Raw genomic sequence first — 18,112 nt, forward strand, 5'->3', positions numbered from 1 at the left:
ATTGACAAATATGTTCAAAACTGTTATTCTTGGTCTATAAGAACGAACTAAGTACTGCATGACGGGTATAGTGAATACTGACATATGCTACCGTTATGAAGTACGACCGCTGTGGGGAGCGGAAGAAAATAACAGGAGGAATTTGTGAATGAAAAGAAGGGGTATTGCAAGAACAACAGCAATGGCAATGGCAGCAGCTATGATCCTTACAGCCTGCGGAGGAGGGAACGCTGATCAGTCTACAAACGCACCGGCAGGCAGCAGCGCGCAGACAACTACCGATAACGGCGGAAGCGGCGAGATCACAAAGACGGATATCGTTGTGGCTCAGGGTGCAGATGTTGTAACACTGGATCCGGCAGGACAGCAGGATACCACATCCGGAGTACTGATCCATCACGTATACAGCACACTGATGGATATCGACGATGACGGTAACCTTGTTCCTGATCTGGCTGAGAGCTATGAGATGAAGAGTGATACAGAGTATACCTTCAAGCTCCGTGAGGATGCGTGCTTCTCTGACGGAACGCCGGTAACTGCGAAGGATGTAAAGTTTACGTATGACCGTGCGAAGGATATGCCGAAGACAAAGTCCAATACTTCAAAGATCGCAGAGGTTATCGCTGACGATGATTACCACGTAACCTTCAAGCTCACACAGCCATATGCAGCGTTCAAGACGATCGTTACCCAGACAAACTTAAGTATCGTTTCTGAGGCAGCTGTCACAGCAGCAGGCGATGCTTACGGCGATGTGGAGAATGTACTCGGATCCGGTGAGTTCACGGTTACGGAGTGGGTTCCGAACGATCACTACACCCTTACAAAAAACGAAAAATACTGGGGTGAGGAACCGATCGCAACCTCCATTACCGTCCGCGTAATCCCGGAGGGAAGTGCAAGAACGATCGCTCTTGAGGCAGGAGAAGTCGATCTTGTATGGAACGTTGACCCGACAGACTGTGCGAATGTGGAAGCAAACTCCGACGTAGCGCTTCTTTCCCAGCCGTCTTCTTCCATCGAGTATCTCGGAATGAATACAACGAAAGAGAAGTTCTCCGATGAGAGAGTCCGTCAGGCAATCAACTACGCACTGGATAAGCAGACCTTCGTTGATACGATCGTTGAGGGACGTGGAACTGTAGCAAACAGCTATATCAACTCCACGATCCCGGGCTGGTCTGAAGAGGAGGAAGCTTATCCGTATGATCCGGAAAAGGCAAAAGAGCTCCTTGCAGAAGCAGGTTATCCGAATGGATTTGAGTGCAACCTCTATGTAAACGGTGACGTTCGTACACGTTCCGCGCAGATCGTTCAGGCACAGCTCGCTGAAGTTGGAATCACCGTTGATATTTCTACATATGAGTGGGGCGCATTCCTTGATTCCTTAAATGCAGGCGATCATGAGATGTTCATCCTCGGATGGTCCAACACAAGCTTTGACGCAGACGGAAGCACCTACCAGTTATTCTACTCTGAGAACCATGGTGCGACCGGTAACCGTGCATTCTTAACAGATGAGAAGGTCGATGAGCTCATCATCGCTGCTCAGAAAGAAAGCGACGATACCAAGCGTATGGGTCTCTACAAGGAGCTTCAGGATCGTCTCCACGAGATTTCCCCGTGGTGCCCGTTATACTACAAATACGATAATGTTGGTGTCCGCGCAGACTTAAAAGGCTTCAAGCTTCACAAAGGCGCACAGCATTACCTTGGCAACTGCCATTACGAAAAATAATATCTGATCCCCAAAAGGACAGAGTCCATGCAAAAACAGGGTACGGGTCACGAAAAGGGATCCGTACCTCTTTCCAGAATCCGGTGAAAGCCCGGAAAACATTCCAGAAACCCTGAGACAAGGATCCGGAACTTCGGCCCCGACAGACGGGTTTCGGAAACACAAAAAAACAGCCGCGGGATGCGGTAGATTGGATGGTGTGCATGAGCAAATATGTGTTAAAGAGACTTGCAATGCTGATCCCGGTACTGATCGGCGTAACCTTCATGGTTTATTTCATCTTAAGCCTTTCACCAGGTGATACAGCAGCGATGATCGCAGGTGAGTCGGCAGACGCAGAGACGATCGAAGCGACAAGAAAAGACCTCGGACTTGACCAGCCGGTTATCGTTCAGTACGGAAAATATATGCTGAACCTTCTTCACGGCGATATGGGTAAATCCTACAAGACAAAACGTGATGTTTTCCCGACGATCATGGCTGCATTCCCGAATACAGCAAAGCTTGCGTTCTGGTCAATCCTGGTAGCAGTAGCCATCGCGCTTCCGATCGGTATCATCAGTGCGACGAGGCAGTACAGCGCGATCGATAATGTCGGAATGGTCGCCGCCCTGCTAGGCGTCGCGACCCCGAACTTCTGGCTGGGCTTAATGCTCATTATCGTATTCTCCTTAAACCTTGGATGGCTTCCATCCGGCGGTATGGGATCCTGGAAGAACTACATTATGCCGGCGATCACCCTTGGTACCGGCGACGCAGCACTGATCTGCCGTATGACGCGTTCCTCCATGCTTGAGGTCATCCGTCAGGATTATATCCGTACCGCGAGAGCGAAGGGTGTGCCGGAGAAAATGGTGATCCGGAAACACGCATTAAAGAATGCACTGATCCCGGTCGTTACCGTTATCGGACTTCAGTTCGGTTCCCTTCTTGGCGGCGCGACTCTTACCGAGACTGTATTTGCATGGCCTGGCGTTGGCCGTCTCCTGGTAGACTCCATCAAGAGTAAAGATGCCCCGTTAGTCCTCGGCGGCGTTATCATGATGACGATCACCTTCAGTATCGTAAACCTTTGCGTGGACATTCTCTACGCTTTCATTGACCCGCGTATCAAAGCGCAGTATAAGAAAAAATAAGGAGGAAAGCGTATGGGAACATCAAAGAATCAGGAAGCGGCGTCCGGCGCGACTGTAAAGAAGCGCGGCCAGTTCAAAGAGATCTGGCGCCGCTTGAAAAAGAATAGAATGGCAATGATCGGTCTTGGAATCGTCGTTTTCCTCGTACTGATCTCCATCTTTGCAGATTTCCTGTTCGATTACAATACCGTTGTTATCAAGCAGAACACAGCCATCCGTCTCCAGACTCCGAGTGCAGCTCACTGGCTCGGAACAGATGAGTTCGGACGTGATATTCTGGCACGTCTCGTTCACGGATCAAGAGTATCCTTAAGTGTCGGCGTTGTAGCTGTATCCATCGCACTTCTGATCGGTGGATCCTTAGGAGCGATCGCAGGCTTCTACGGCGGAAAGATCGATAACGTGATCATGCGTATCATGGATATCTTCCTTGCAGTGCCGAGCCTTCTTCTTTCCATCACGATCGTATCCGCACTTGGACCGAGCATCTTCAACTTAATGCTTGCCATCGCGATCTCTTCCGTGCCGGGCTACGCGCGAATCGTCCGGGCTTCCGTCCTTACCGTAAAGGATCAGGAATTCGTAGAGGCGGCGAAATGTATCGGAGCAAACAACTTCGAGATCATTTCCTCCCATATTCTCCCGAACTGTATGGCACCGATCATCGTTCAGGTATCTTTAAAGGTTGCATCCGCGATCCTTTCTACATCCGGCTTAAGCTTCCTGGGCCTTGGCGTAAAGGCTCCGACACCGGAGTGGGGCGCAATGCTTTCCGGCGGACGTGCTTACTTAAGAAACGCTCCGCACCTGACCATATTCCCGGGTATTGCGATTATCATTACGATCCTTTCCCTGAACCTGTTAGGCGATGGTCTTCGTGATGCATTAGACCCGAAACTGAAGAAGTAGGGAGGACAAAATATTGGAAGATAACAAAAACTTAATTCTTGATATTAAGGATCTTGTGATCCATTATGAGACCGATGACGGCGTTGTAGAGGCGGTAAACGGCATCGATATCCAGTTAGAGCACGGAAAAACCTTAGGACTGGTAGGAGAGACCGGATCCGGAAAGACAACAACCGCTCTTTCAATCCTGCGTCTCGTTCCGGACCCGCCGGGAGTTATTAAAAACGGTTCCATCCTTCTTGACGGAAAAGATATCTTAAATATGCCGCAGAAGGAGCTGGAGGCGATCCGTGGAAATACCGTTTCCATGATCTTCCAGGATCCGATGACATCCTTAAACCCGGTGCTCACCGTCGGTGACCAGATCGCCGAGGTTATCAAGCTCCATGATAAGATCAGTGAGAAAGAGGCTGAACAGAAAGCCGGCGATATGCTGGAAGTGGTAGGTATTCCGAGAGAACGTTTCGGCGAGTATCCGCACCAGTTCTCCGGAGGTATGAAGCAGCGTGTCGTTATCGCTATGGCTCTCGCCTGCAACCCGAAGCTCCTTCTTGCCGATGAGCCGACAACCGCTCTCGATGTGACAATCCAGGCACAGGTTCTCGAGACGATGAAGGATTTAAGAAAGAAATTTGGTTCCGCGATGATCATGATCACCCATGATCTGGGAATTATCGCAGAGGTCTGTGATGAGGTCTCCGTTGTATACGCGGGACAGATCGTTGAGCATGGAACTCTGGAAGATATCTTCAACCACACCATGCACCCATACACAGAAGGTCTTTTCGGTTCCCTTCCGAACATTGAAGACCGCAAGGCGAGACTTCAGCCGATTCCGGGCCTGATGCCGGATCCGACAAACCTTCCGAAAGGCTGCCCGTTCTCCCCGAGATGTAAGTACTGCACAGAAGCGTGCAAAAAAGACAGACCGGAAAAGAAGTGGGCGAGCGATACGCATTATGTGCGCTGCGTCCGCTACGAAGAGCCGGGATTTTCCATTGAAAGGAGTGAGCAGTAATGGCAGATACGATCCTTGAAGTAAAACACCTGAAAAAATATTTCAACACTCCAAAGGGACTGCTCCATGCGGTCGATGACGTGAACTTCACTCTGGAACGTGGAAAAACCCTCGGTATCGTAGGTGAGTCCGGATGCGGTAAGTCCACCACAGGACGTTCGATCTTACGTCTCATCGAGCCGACTGCCGGTGAGGTCATCTTCGATGGTGAGGATGTATGTAAAAAGAATAAAAATGAACTCCGTCTCTTAAGACGTGACATGCAGTTGATCTTCCAGGACCCGTACGCGTCCCTTGACCCGAGAAAGACAGTCAGTGAGATCATTGCTGAGCCGTTAAAGCTCCAGAAGCTTATTACGGACCCGAAAGCCCGTATGGATCGAGTGCGTGAGCTGATGCAGGTCGTAGGTCTTGCAGACCGCCTGATCAATACATACCCGCATGAGCTTGACGGTGGCCGCCGCCAGCGTATCGGTATCGCGAGAGCACTTGCGATGAAACCGAAGCTTATCGTCTGCGACGAGCCGGTTTCTGCCCTTGACGTATCCATTCAGGCACAGATCTTAAACCTGATGCAGGATCTTCAGGAACAGATGGGATTGACCTATATCTTCATCACACACGACCTTTCCGTTGTCAACCACTTTGCGGATGATATCGCGGTTATGTATCTTGGACAGCTCATCGAGAAAGCTCCGTCTGAACAGCTTTTCGATAAGCCGACTCATCCGTATACACAGGCTCTGCTCTCTGCAATTCCGGTACCAAGCCTGAAAAAGAAGAGAGAGCGTATCATCTTAAAGGGTGAGATCACTTCCCCGATCAACCCGAAGCCAGGTTGCCGTTTTGCTGCCCGCTGTCCGTATGCGACAGACCGCTGCAGAAGCGAGGAACCGGTGCTCCGCGAGATCGAACCGAATCATTTCGTGGCATGCCACCTGACGGAAGGCAAATAAGGAGACATTCGTATGCCCCCGCCGGTATTCTGGCGGGGGTATTTTGCATGAAGCGATTTTCTGATCTACAATAGGAAACGCCGACAGAAATTGATGCAGGGTATGCTGTGCTGTGAGGGCAGCTTCTTTTGTAAGTATAATAAATTTGACAGGGAAATGATCCTGCGATAAAACTACATATATAAATAGGAAAGAGAGGACCTGGAACCATGAAACAGATCGATATCAGAGATTTTACAAATTATCATTATCCCACGATCTTTACCCCGGCACCGGATGGAAAGCACGCGGTGATGGCGGTGGTGGATGCCAACGAGAAGGACAACTGCTATGAGTCCTGCTTATGGCTCTATGATATGGAGACAAAGAAAACTTCCAGACTGACAGGCGGAAAGAAAGAGCGCACCTTCATCTGGATGGATTCCGAGACGATCCTCTTTATTGCGGACCGTGAGAAGACTTATCAGGAAAAAACGAAGAACGAGGAAGACTGGACCTGCTTCTACACCCTGAACATCCATGGCGGTGAGGCACAGTTCGCGTTCGCTGTTCCGTATAAGGCAGTGAAGATGAAAAAAGCCGGAAAGAAACTTGTCCTCACAGTGAAATATGATTACAACAAGCCGGATCTCTCCCACATGGAAGAGGGCGAGGAGAAGAGAGCTGCTTTAAAGGCGTGGAAGGACGAGAAAGACTATGAAGTCTTCGATGAGCTTCCGTTCTGGGCGAATGGTCAGGGCATTGTAAATAAGAAGAGAACGAGACTTGCAGTCTATGACATGGAGAGCGGTTCCTGTGAGATTGTGACTCCGGATTACGAGAATGTCGAGAGTTCCTGGGTCGAAGGCGATGATACGATCCTCTATGTTTCCAGCCTTTACACGGATAAAAAGGATGTCTACCAGGGATTAAAGCAGTATACGATCTCCACGGGTGAGTTAAAGACTCTTGTAGAGCAAAAGGATATGAGCATCGATTACGCGTGCATCCTCAAGGGAAAAGTAACCTTCTTCGGTTCCTACATGAAAGAATACGGCTTTAATGAGAATGACAAGCTGTATACGGTGGAGAACGGCAGGGTAGAGCTTCTTTCCGACTATGATGACAGCGTCCACAACTCGATCTGCTGCGACTGCAAGTTTGCGGACGGAGCTTCCGCGATCCATGACGACGACAAGATCTACTTTATCGCGACGCTGCGAAAACAGAGCGTGATTCGTACCTTTGACGCTGAGGGTCACATGGAGACGATCGTGGACCGTCAGGGAAGTGTCCACACACTGGCGAAGTCCGGAGATACCGTCTACTTTACCGGAATGCGCGATATGGGACTCACCGAGTGCTACGCGTTTGACGGAAAAGAGGAGACGAAGCTCACTTCCTTTAACGACGCGGTGATGGCGGAGAGAAGTGTTTGCCCGGTTGAGGAGTTTACCTTTACATATAAAGATCTGGAGCTGGACGGCTATGTGATCAAACCGGTGAACTTTGACCCGAATAAGACATATCCGGGAATCTTAACGATCCACGGCGGTCCGCGGGCAACCTTCGGACCGACGTTCTTCCACGAGAGCGAGGTATTTGCGAATGCCGGATATTTCGTATTCTTTACGAACCCGCTTGGAAGTGACGGACGCGGAAATGAGTTCGCAGACATCACCGGAAAGCACGGCGGAATCGACTTTGAATGCTGCATGGCACTCACAGATGAGGTATTGAAGCGCTATCCGCAGGTTGACGAGAAGCACCTGGGCGTTATGGGCGGAAGCTACGGCGGATTTATGACAAACTGGGTAATCGGAAATACCACACGATTCGCAGCGGCCTGCTCCCAGAGAAGTATCTCCAACTGGGTATCCAAGTGCATGACCACCGATATCGGCTATTACTTCAATATGGATCAGATCAAGGCAGATCCGTGGAACAGCCAGGAGAAGATGTGGCAGCACTCACCGCTCAAATACGCAAACATGGCGAAAACTCCGACCCTCTTTATCCAGTCAGATGAAGACTACCGCTGCTGGATGGGCGACGCGATCCAGATGTTCTCCGCGTTAAAATACTTTGGTGTAGAAGCCCGCATGTGCCTCTTCCATGGCGAGAACCACGAACTCTCAAGAAGCGGTAAACCGAAACACAGAATCCGCAGAATGACGGAGATGATGGAGTGGTTTGAGAAGTATTTGAAGTAAGATGGCAGACAACAGAAAAATCAGCAATTTATATTAAAGGAAAGAGGCTGTCCGAAAGGGCAGCCTTTATTATGGAATTTTTGTGGCAAAATTTCGTCAGTGTAGATTTTTCAGTGACAAGCGGTGTAAAGTATGGTACGATACATATAAGCGTGGGTCTGTCTTTACAGATCCCGGAAGGAATTCGATTTTATATCCGGTTTTCGAAAAACGTGATCCCTGTGGGAATGCGAAAGCAGTAAGCTTTGAGGCGGGACCGGATCAGAGAAGGAGATTTTTGCATGCGGAAACGCTTATTTGCGATAGTTCTTGCGCTGACAGCAGCAGTTGGGATTTCTGGCGGTACTGCGTCTGGCGCAGTAAGATCTGCGCAAGTCGATACGATCACGATGGACGCAGAGATGCCCGATGATGAGGTAGAGGTAGACCTCGGCTGGAAAACCCAGCAGGATAAAGGACGCTGGATCGATAAGATGGGGATTGGTGACGATGTAAACAGCCTGCTCCTGATCATCAATAATCTGGACACCGAAACAGATACAGTAAAAACAACAAAAGATCGTACCTCCAGCGAGAAGGTTGTCCGCGCGAAGAGAAAACAGCTTCCGGGGAACTCGAGACTTCTCTACCTCTCGAGAACGGATACCGGTTGGCAGGAAAATTTTTCGGTCAACTGCTATGTTTCCGGCGGACAGGAGGATGACTCCGAGGTGTATGGTGTTTACCGTCTGGAGAGTACCTTCGGAAGTGAGAATGACCCGGGCAGTCTTGCACCATACCGGAAACTTACGGAAAATGATTACTGGATCACGGATCCGGAAGCAGACGGTTTCGGCGTGATCGCCGGAAAGAAGCCGGAAGGACTTCCGGCGGCTCAATTTGTCAATCTGGAAGCAATGCGTGCTTTTTCTAATTTTGGAATGATATTAAAACCGGAGGAGGGCGCGGAAGGGTATCCGGCTCTGGTGGTAAACTGCCAGCAGTCCGGTGCGAAGAACAGATCTCTCTGCGGGATCCAGCTCGCCCAGTCCTATGTGAGAATGCTGATCCAGTCTATGGATTCCGGGACCAGAATCATGATCGCCGGGGAAGTAGAAGATCTGGAAGATATGGTGAACTAAATAAGAAGAGAAAGATGCCTCATGGATACAGTAACGATATCCGGAGGCATTTTTTGTGTAATAGGAAATTCCGAGGAATTTCCTATTACACAAAAGGCACTAACGCGCCAATGGTGCGCACCCGCGCGAAGATGTAGATTGTCACAAGCGACCGCGCGAGACAAGAGAATGTGCCAAGGCGTAGTCTATTTTTATGATTGGAAAATTCAAAAAGTTCCCTATGGCACAGAGACATATTATAAAAAGACACATGATAATAGGAAGAGAAGCAGGACAAAATCTGTCGCTACACGGATAACAGCTCTGAAATTTCACTGAACGGAATGGATAAAATCCATCAAACTTTATGTATTTAGTACAGAAATCGACGCGAATAGACGAAAAAACCGTGGAAATATAGACATTTTTTTCCAAACGTGGTAGCATTATGTATTATGGGATACTTATAAACAGAAGTATGTGAAAAAGCTTACAGATATGTCTCCAGCATAATCAAGAGGTGAGAAAAAATGTCGAAATACGGAAAACTGATTGCGATCGGCGCAACGACGCTGCTTGCCGCCGCAGGAACATTATCAGCCGGGATCTTCATGTCATCTGCGAGGGAATCGTCGATGGTGGGAGACGGGTATGTGTTATCTTCGGACTGGCAAAGTACGCAAAGCGAGAAAAGCGGGAGCGAAGAGGCAGCTCCGGAATCGTACTATTTTTCAGGTGGAACAAAGGTAAAAGGAAAATTCCCGAACGAGCTTGTCTTTCGTGACATCGAAGGAACAAAGCGCAGCGTAGGAAAGGAGAGCTTTCTCCACTACGCGGATGGTTCGGCGAGTGCCACATCAAACGGTGTGCTCGTGAACCTGGATGATGTCAATACAGGACTTGTCAACCACTACAGTGTGGAGAAGAATACGGTCCTCGCGGCATCCAATGGCGGATTCTCCGTGACAAATAATGGAAATGAGATCTCCTTCAACAACTTTATCTGGAAGATCGGTGATGACCGTTTTATGGTCTACTCGAACGGCGCATCGCTGCATCTGCCTTCCGGAGAAGAGATGGCGATCGACGGATGGCTCGAGGCGGAGTACCCGGAACAGGGAATTATCTGTCTTGCAAACGATACAACACAGTACCAGATCGTTGCAGATGGTACATACATCACTCTGGGCAATGGAGTCCGCTATGACTTCGGTGACCAGATTATTTCTGATGCCCAGGGAAACAGCCGGATGACGTTTCAGGAGATGCTTCTGGATGCGGATGATAACATTCAGGTCCAGTCTGCAGAGGACTGGGTTGCACCGGAATTCGATTTTACGGTCGTTGACGGTCAGTCCGGAGAAGAAGGCGCGGCAGGAGAGACAGGCGCGGCCGGGGAGACCGGTGCGGCTGGTGAGCAGGGTGACGAAGGAAAAGAAGGAAAGATCGGAAACAACGGCGAAGACGGAGAAGACGGTGAAGATGGAAACGAAGGCCAGGACGGCGATGAAGGAAGCAGCGGAGATGATGGCTCCGATGGCGGAAGCGGTTCCAACGGTCAGAGCGGTTCCAACGGATCCGGTGGAAAAAAGGGTACGAACGGAAGCTTAAACAATCCGGAGACCCAGGCACAGGCCTCCTTCCAGATCACGGAATTCACGCTGACAGCTGGTACTCTTGATGCAACCTTCACTGTAACCGATGAGGACGATGTCTTAAACGGTCAGGAAGGCAGCGTTTACATTTACGATAAGAACGGCCAGCCGGTCGAGCTTGAGGTAAGTGGGGAAGCGGACAACACGAGGATCAACTTCGCGGCAGATGAGACCTACACCGTGACATGTTCCAACTTAAGTCCGGATCAGGAATACCGTCTGGTCGTAAAATCCGGGTATCTGTTAAAGAATATTACGGGAAGCAGGGATTACATCAACCGTACCTTCTATACAGACAGTTCGGGATTAAACCTCGATAAGGCATATGCGAAGGAAGACGGATTCGTTGTAACCCTTGAGAGAATGGATTACTCCGAAGCGACCCAGGCAAGGATCACGATCCTTGATTCCAAGGGAAAAGAGATCATGAGAAAAGAGGTCAGTGCGACCGAGCTTGCAGATCACAGCAATCTCGTAACACTCGACACGGCTTCTGACTTTACAGCCTTAAACGGCGGAAATAATACTCTTACGAGTGATAAGACTTACAGTGTAAAACTTGAGTCCTATGTGGGCGGAGTCTGGAAGACGAGCGGTACTACCCAGACATGGAAGACCTTAAAGAAGACTCCGAAATTTGACGGAAAACCGGCCGGCTACGCAAACAGCCAGACCTACTTTGATCTCTCTGTAAAAGTACAGGATGAGGATGAGGCAGTTACCGGTTATACCTGGGAGATCCTGGATCCGGAGAACAGGGGGGCACTGATCGAAACCCTGACTTCCACGAAGCCGAATACCTCCCTCTATATCGGACCGACAAAAGATGGAAATAACAAGATCGAAAAAGGTCACCAGTACATTGTGCGCGTCACAATGAATTATTACGATAACGAAAAGAATGTTGAAGTTACGAGTGATCCGTCCGACGGATTCATGATGACTTCCAAGGGTGAGGTTTCCCTTTACTATACCTGGAATGAGAATATCGCAGACCTCGATAAGAACACAACTCTCAACGGTGTTCTTACCATCGACCCGAAGGAGTACGGAACGATCTTTTCATCAGAGACCCATCCGCTGGAGATCATGATCGAGAGCAGCGGAAACTACACTTCAACGATGAAGATCAATTTAAACTCCAAGGACTCCAACTACTCAGATGGTGAAGGAAAATACAACATTCCGATCCTCCAGTACGGATTAAAGACAAAGTCCAGCTACCGTATCTCCGCATGGGGCTACGTTGAGGATCCGGTGACAAAGAATTTCACGAGGACATATCTCGGTGACTGCGTTGTAAGTACAGGCGAGCACAGCCCGATCTCCGTGAACGTTGTTCCGGACTCCTCTGTGAACGTCGGTGTATCGGTCTACTTCGGTAAAGATACCGATACAGAAGACACTGCAAATCTTTCAACGAAATCGGTCAAGATGGTCCGTGCTGCGATCTATACAGGTGCCAACACCTCCGGAACTCCGCTGGGAGCCGGTCCGGTTGACGTCTATATCGACAACACGAACAACAGCAAACCGTATACGGGTGATTTCGTCAGCAAGTACTGGGGCGAAAACGGACGTCAGGACGCATTAAAGATCAGCGCCCAGACCTTCGGCCTTTCCTCCGCAGAGCTGACAGCATCCAAGTATACGATCGCGATCCTCGGTGTTTACGACTATACATATAACTACTCCTACCTGGCAGATTCTGCCCAGAACCTGTCAAATTATGAGAACCAGCTTCCGTTCGAGACGGGAAGTACCACTTACTACTCCGTAAGCTACGATGAGAAGGTTCCGGATTTCCCGAGCCCGCTGACTTCCGGTGTGACTGTGACTCCCATCACGAACGCGAAGGCAAACTCCTATCTGCAGGGAACGACAAAAGATAACCTTGCGGACGACACGATCGTCGGATATAACCTCCGCGCGAACTACAACAACGAAGGCGGACTTGCGAACTCTGTCACTTACTATGTAATGACGGAGAAGGATATTCTCGGATATGAGAACGATTCCGATACAGATAAGGGAAATGATCCGACCGAGTGGACAGACTGGGGCAAGGATAACTCCCCGAAACTGAAATTTACGCTTCCGGTCAATGCGAATGACCGTTCGCTCCCGTCGATCAATATCTTCTTTATGGATCCGGTAAACGGCGTGACGAGCACGATGGATTCCGTGTGGAACACCTGGGGACTCCGGATGAGCGAGGAGGAGAAGGTCGGCAACACGAACGGCGGAGCTGCTTCATACTTCAATAGTCCGTCGAACGGTACCGTCTCGATCTTTGCGGGACCAAACTCAAACGTCACGAGAGGATGGCACTATGTATTTGCATATAAGGCGAGACTGACCTTCCGAAACAACTCCAACTATATCTTCCCGAACAATGTGACAGGAAGCTTCAGTAAGGGCACCCTGCTCTCATCGGGAGTTGTCGACACACCGAAGCAGTCTCCGGACGTAAAGATGTATATCGAAAAGATCGAGAAGGGCGGAGTGCAGTGGAAATACCACTACGACGATGTGGATGAATCATCCATGCTCGCACAGACGGCTATTACGGACGATACCACACTCGGCGAAGTATTTCTCGGTGCGAAGAGAATTTCACCGACAACAAATGGACTTTCTTATATCGGAACAGATGGCGATTACGGGATCATGAAGATGGCGATGGGAGATGCCACACAGGCCTACACCATCAAGATGAATCAGGTCCTCTATAATGAGAAAGATGTCATGGAGAACGGCAGCCAACCGACCTCCGCAACCCTGTCGCTGGCGTCCCATATGTATACGCCGCCGATGGAACCTTCCGATATAAAGAACAACCTTGCTATCCGTGTGTCATATGCAAACAATTCCAATACGGTGCGCTTTGAGTTTATCGTAAAGAATAATGCGATCGATCTGAACCGTGTCAGCCGCGTAACCGTGACAGGAACACCGGAAGGCGGAACTTCGTATACCTCTTACTATGCTGGTTTTACCGGAACGACAGACGGAGGAAACCAGTATGTGGGTTATGATCTCTCCCTCTTAAAAGGAATTACGAGCGGAAAGAAGGTAACCTTTACAGTAAACCTTCAGTATGATTCCGGCTTCGGAGGTCAGTACTATCTGACGAATGCACCGGCCAATGAAAACAGCGCGGAAGGCACGACCGGAAATTATATCGTGGAGTCCCTTGACAACGGTGAGAGCAGCCAGTATATGGAGTGGTACTATACGATCAACGCAAACGGCAATCTTGTCCGCAAGGATCCGTACCTTCGGTCTACTCCGTGGATGGCAGTGTATACAGTCAACGATGTGACGAAGATTGACAGTCTCTGGCCGGAGGATGCGAAGAAGAACAAAAAGGATGGAGATATTCTTCTGAAGTTCAAGAATAGATCGAATATCTTCCCGTCCTCCTATACGGATGAACAGAAGGAGGAGGAATTCAATAAACAGGTCCTCCAGCTCCGTCTCGGAACTTCCGGTTACAAGGAAGTCGGCGGAACACTCCAGCCGCTTCTCAAGGTGGAGAAAAAACTCATGTTCGACAAGGATGCGGATGCAAACCAGATGTCTGTGAACGTTGGAACCTTAAGTCCGACGATCAATGATGTTATGAGAACGACAGCGCTTACAACCTGCCGCCTCCAGTTCCGTACCAACAGCCGTGATCTTCTGGCGGAAGAAGAGGACGGAAAGAGATATATCGTGGTCCGCGTCTACAGACGAGGTGAGACGACAGGAGATCCGGTCTTTGAGGAAAAGATCCCGATCGAGGGAGATCAGGCTGCGTACTATACAAGCCAGATCACCGGTCTCAGCCAGAATACCGAGTATGAGATCCACGTTCTTGGAAAGGCAATGGGAAGTGATACCTTAAAGGAGCTTCTTGACAACGACAGGAACAGCGAAGCGATCTACTTTGTCCAGACGATGGACGGAATGGATATCACCGGAATTAAAGCATCGGATATCAACTATGTAAGCTACACAGACAAGAGTGTGAATGTTTCCTACGGTCTTTCCCTGACAGAGGGCTTCGATATCACTTATGAGCTGAAAGAAGTCGTAAATGGTGTTGAACAGCAGCATGTTGTGGCAGACAATGACGCGATCCTTGCGGCAATGGGCTATACAAAGAACAGCGATGGAACATGGATCGACAAGGACGGCCGCGCGAGAAGCTATATGTCCGAGATGACCGAAAAGATCGATCTCTCAAAGAACACACTGATGAAGCCTGGACACCAGTACCGGCTCTATATCCGTGCGAAGGATGCAAATGGTGAGTCCGTGATCGGAAACAGAAATTATTTTGCAACGATCAACTGGGATAAGCTGATCGATCCTGGCTTCTATGTAGAAACGAGACCGGTAAACAACGGACAGGGACTCAGCATCTCGGTTACCCCGCAGGATCCGAACAAGACATTTGCGGAAGGTAAATATGTGATCGCACTCTACGACAGCGACAACAAGATCGTTGAAAACAATGATCAGATGTGTGTCTGGGAAAAGAATGTCTCGGACGGCATTGTGACCGTTTCCACGACAGATAAGATCAGCAGCCTTGATTCAAACAAAGAATACAAGCTCCGCATCTATGCGAGAAAAGATCTGGAGAACAAGGGAACCGAGACGGGACTTACCTGGGGCGAGATCGAAAAAATGTCCGATGCCCAGAAGCAGAGCTTTGCGGCTTACGAGTCTGCAGAGAAGACGATGGATACCTGGGGAGGTCGTTTCGACAGCATCCAGATCAAGAGAAATGCAGGAAACCAGATCCAGATCCTTGTATACAACGGTTATAATCTTGATAACATCAAGATGATCCAGACGACTGTAAACTGGGTTGACAGCCAGGGTACAGCTCATACCGAGAGTAAGACGGTATCAGCAGGAACGACAGGACTGTTTACACAGAAAGGAACAACGTCAACCTATACGACGACAATTCCGATCGAACTTTCGGAGGACGATGTCCAGTATGCGGTAACGATCCAGTTCTTGAAAGAAGATGGTGGTCAGATCTATAAAGATACGATCACATTTACTCCGTAACAGAAGGGGCGACAGAGATGAAACGAGCATTAACAGGAAAAGCAAAGCGGTCCTTCGTGATCTTTGCAGCGGCTGTGACAACAGCCGTTGCAGGGTTCAGCGTGGGGGTCGTGAGCGCGGCCAATACTCAGTCGGAGAAATATGCGGTGCCCGCAGGCGGGACCGTATATGACAACAGCTACGCAAAGATCGAGATTGGCTCAGAAGGAAAAATATACCGCAGCTGGAATAAAGGATACAATCTGGTCGATGATAATAAGAAAGAATATTCTCTCGGACGCCAGACGGTTGCGTATGATCCGGGGGCAAAATCCCTGACGGTCTACGGAGGCGGCTACCGGTTTTATCCGGATGGAACCGTAGAAAGACTTGACTCCCGCTATGAGATCACGGATCTCAGTGAACCGGCCTTTTACAAACTGACAGACCGGAAATATCTGATGACCGGAAGCGGGATCACCGACAACACCGGAAGCCTTCAGACAGAAGGCTGGGCATTTATGGTGGGCGACCGCTCCGGAAATGTCCATGTGATGAACGACCTTCTTGATCTCAAGATCCTTGATGCACAATCCTTTAAGACCGGGGATATCACATTCACCGTGAAGGATGAAGCACTGGATCTCGGACTCGAGCGCACGGTCGATCTCGGTCAGGTCCTCGGCTCTTTAAAAGTCGTGGAAGATCCGTATAATCTCGGCCAGAAGCTCTACTCTTACACGATCCGCGGCGGAGACGGAGGAAACGGTGGTGTCGGAGGAAGCGGCGGTGTCGGAGGAAGCGGCGGTATCGGCGGTAAAGGCGGAAACGGCGGTCTCGGTGGAAACGGAGGCACCGGAGGTACCGGAGGCACCGGAGGTATCGGTGGATCCGGAGGTATCGGTGGGTCCGGCGGAAACGGCGGTTCCGGTGGAAACGGTGGAAACGGCGGTGATGGCGGAGCAGGAGGAAACGGTGGATCCGGCGGACGAGGAGGCGATGGCGGAAGCATCGACAACAGCGGATCCGACCAGGCGATCTTAGGACGCCAGTCCATGCAGTTAAAACAGGTGACAAGTGATTCTTCCTATATTGATACTTCATTTGCGATTTCTGACCCGTTCGGATACTATGGTGTGATCGAGCTGCGTGTTTATGAGGCAAATCACTCTGCGAATGATGACAATTATATCGCGCACGCGTTTGTGAGCCCGGATGACAGTGATTACCGTTTTACGGAGAAACTTCTTCCCAAGACGAAATACCGAGTGGTACTCGGTTACTATCCGGAATATGATGAGAGCGATGAGGACGAAGGTTCCTTCAAGGTCATGGATACCATGAGGGTCTGGACGAAGACGGTCAACTGCGATTTCACCGTCCGTTCCATCACGAGCTCCGGTATCGAGTATGCTCTCAGCATCAACGACGATTATCCGGCGTACAGCGCAAGAGCCGTTCTCTATGATGAGAGCGGAAGCGAACTCAGCGAAAATGAGGTCGATGTCAGCGAAGCGGCAAACGGTGAAGTCACAGAATGGTTTGATGCAGCGGTTGGAGAGGATGTGAGAACCTACCGTCTGGAGCTTCAGATCTTTGCAGCGAACAGCAGTCAGGCGACTGTCTTAAAGACGATCACGGCAAAGAACCCGTATTACAACAGCGGAAGCGGTTCCGGAAGCTCCGGTACATCCGGCGGAAGCACATCCGGCGGAAGCACATCCGGTGGAAGCACGTCCGGTGGAAGCACGTCCGGTGGAAGCACATCTGGCGGAAGCACATCCGGCGGTACATCCTCCCAGGATGCTTCTTCCCAGGATGCATCTTCCCAGAATGTTTCGGACGGGACAACGGTGAATGATGACGCGGACAGATCTTCTTCCGAAAATAATTCGGAGATCGTCTTAAAGAGCGCTGAACCGCTGTTTGAGACAATCCCGGCGGACAAGCCTCTGATCATCAGGACTGAAGATGAGACGAAGGTCGGGGAGTAATCGGAAACAGGTTATTATGAGAAAAACAGGATCGGGATCCTGTTGATAAAGAAAAAGCAGCGGGGAGAAAACATTTCCCCGCAAGATGGAGGAAAGAAAAATGGAGACAATCTTATCCACAACAATATCAGCGATCGGCTGGATGTTAGGACTTGCGTTCCTTGGCGCCGGGATCGGTCTTGGAATTCTCGGTTCCAAGGCGGCAGAGGCGATTGGAAGAAACCCGGAGACAAAATCTGACGTTATTCAGGGGATTATGACGGTGGCGGTCGTGCTGACCGTCCTGCTCCTGTTACTGTTCGCGTTTGTATTCCTGCTTCTCTATTTCAATCCACTGATCTACTAATCGAAAGGCAGGTGCA

Annotated in this window: 10 protein-coding genes; all 10 read left to right on the plus strand. The window is 49.9% G+C overall.

All coding sequences use genetic code 11. The features are described 5' to 3' along the window. The first annotated feature begins 148 nt into the window (after nucleotides 1–148). The 10 genes from ACXMYH_RS07675 (at nucleotide 149) to ACXMYH_RS07720 (ending at nucleotide 18,096) form a co-directional block, all read left to right on the plus strand. On the plus strand, nucleotides 149–1,741 hold the full coding sequence (locus ACXMYH_RS07675) for an ABC transporter substrate-binding protein (protein WP_329752256.1): 1,593 nt from the start codon (nucleotides 149–151) through the stop codon (nucleotides 1,739–1,741). A gap of 203 nt (nucleotides 1,742–1,944) precedes the next feature. Beyond that, entirely contained in the window at nucleotides 1,945–2,877 is a 933-nt protein-coding gene (locus ACXMYH_RS07680) for an ABC transporter permease (protein ID WP_117469697.1), read from the plus strand. Nucleotides 2,878–2,889: 12 nt separating this feature from the next. Then, the gene (locus ACXMYH_RS07685) at nucleotides 2,890–3,786 is read left to right on the plus strand and encodes an ABC transporter permease (RefSeq protein ID WP_118531965.1); all 897 of its coding nucleotides are present in this window, start codon (nucleotides 2,890–2,892) and stop codon (nucleotides 3,784–3,786) included. A gap of 13 nt (nucleotides 3,787–3,799) precedes the next feature. Further along, nucleotides 3,800–4,804, plus strand: a complete 1,005-nt coding sequence (locus ACXMYH_RS07690; RefSeq protein WP_117469695.1) for an ABC transporter ATP-binding protein — start codon at nucleotides 3,800–3,802, stop codon at nucleotides 4,802–4,804. After that, nucleotides 4,804–5,760: an ABC transporter ATP-binding protein gene (locus ACXMYH_RS07695; protein ID WP_329752255.1), complete on the plus strand. Its 957-nt coding sequence runs from the start codon at nucleotides 4,804–4,806 to the stop codon at nucleotides 5,758–5,760. Before ACXMYH_RS07690 ends, ACXMYH_RS07695 begins: the two co-directional genes overlap by 1 nt. Before the next feature lie 209 nt (nucleotides 5,761–5,969). Then, nucleotides 5,970–7,952 (plus strand): alpha/beta hydrolase family protein, encoded by a 1,983-nt coding sequence (locus ACXMYH_RS07700; protein ID WP_486555810.1) that lies wholly within the window; start codon nucleotides 5,970–5,972, stop codon nucleotides 7,950–7,952. 281 nt (nucleotides 7,953–8,233) lie between these two features. Next, a complete protein-coding gene (locus ACXMYH_RS07705) occupies nucleotides 8,234–9,073 on the plus strand; it encodes a hypothetical protein (RefSeq protein WP_329752253.1) in 840 nt (279 codons plus the stop codon). Nucleotides 9,074–9,582: 509 nt separating this feature from the next. After that, entirely contained in the window at nucleotides 9,583–15,777 is a 6,195-nt protein-coding gene (locus ACXMYH_RS07710; RefSeq protein ID WP_486555811.1) for a hypothetical protein, read from the plus strand. Nucleotides 15,778–15,794: 17 nt separating this feature from the next. Continuing rightward, entirely contained in the window at nucleotides 15,795–17,750 is a 1,956-nt protein-coding gene (locus ACXMYH_RS07715; protein ID WP_486555812.1) for a hypothetical protein, read from the plus strand. A gap of 100 nt (nucleotides 17,751–17,850) precedes the next feature. Further along, on the plus strand, nucleotides 17,851–18,096 hold the full coding sequence (locus tag ACXMYH_RS07720; protein WP_182426812.1) for a F0F1 ATP synthase subunit C: 246 nt from the start codon (nucleotides 17,851–17,853) through the stop codon (nucleotides 18,094–18,096). The last annotated feature ends 16 nt before the right edge of the window (nucleotides 18,097–18,112 follow it).

The sequence above is a fragment of the Pilosibacter sp. NGB245 genome (assembly GCF_057397225.1).

Bases quoted from the DNA above. Each gene is read 5' to 3' on its own strand.
- ACXMYH_RS07710 (WP_486555811.1), top strand. From the start codon at position 9,583: ATGTCGAAATACGGAAAACTGATTGCGATCGGCGCAACGACGCTGCTT.
- ACXMYH_RS07715 (WP_486555812.1), top strand. From the start codon at position 15,795: ATGAAACGAGCATTAACAGGAAAAGCAAAGCGGTCCTTCGTGATCTTT.
- ACXMYH_RS07720 (WP_182426812.1), top strand. From the start codon at position 17,851: ATGGAGACAATCTTATCCACAACAATATCAGCGATCGGCTGGATGTTA.
- ACXMYH_RS07680 (WP_117469697.1), top strand. From the start codon at position 1,945: ATGAGCAAATATGTGTTAAAGAGACTTGCAATGCTGATCCCGGTACTG.
- ACXMYH_RS07685 (WP_118531965.1), top strand. From the start codon at position 2,890: ATGGGAACATCAAAGAATCAGGAAGCGGCGTCCGGCGCGACTGTAAAG.
- ACXMYH_RS07695 (WP_329752255.1), top strand. From the start codon at position 4,804: ATGGCAGATACGATCCTTGAAGTAAAACACCTGAAAAAATATTTCAAC.
- ACXMYH_RS07700 (WP_486555810.1), top strand. From the start codon at position 5,970: ATGAAACAGATCGATATCAGAGATTTTACAAATTATCATTATCCCACG.
- ACXMYH_RS07675 (WP_329752256.1), top strand. From the start codon at position 149: ATGAAAAGAAGGGGTATTGCAAGAACAACAGCAATGGCAATGGCAGCA.
- ACXMYH_RS07705 (WP_329752253.1), top strand. From the start codon at position 8,234: ATGCGGAAACGCTTATTTGCGATAGTTCTTGCGCTGACAGCAGCAGTT.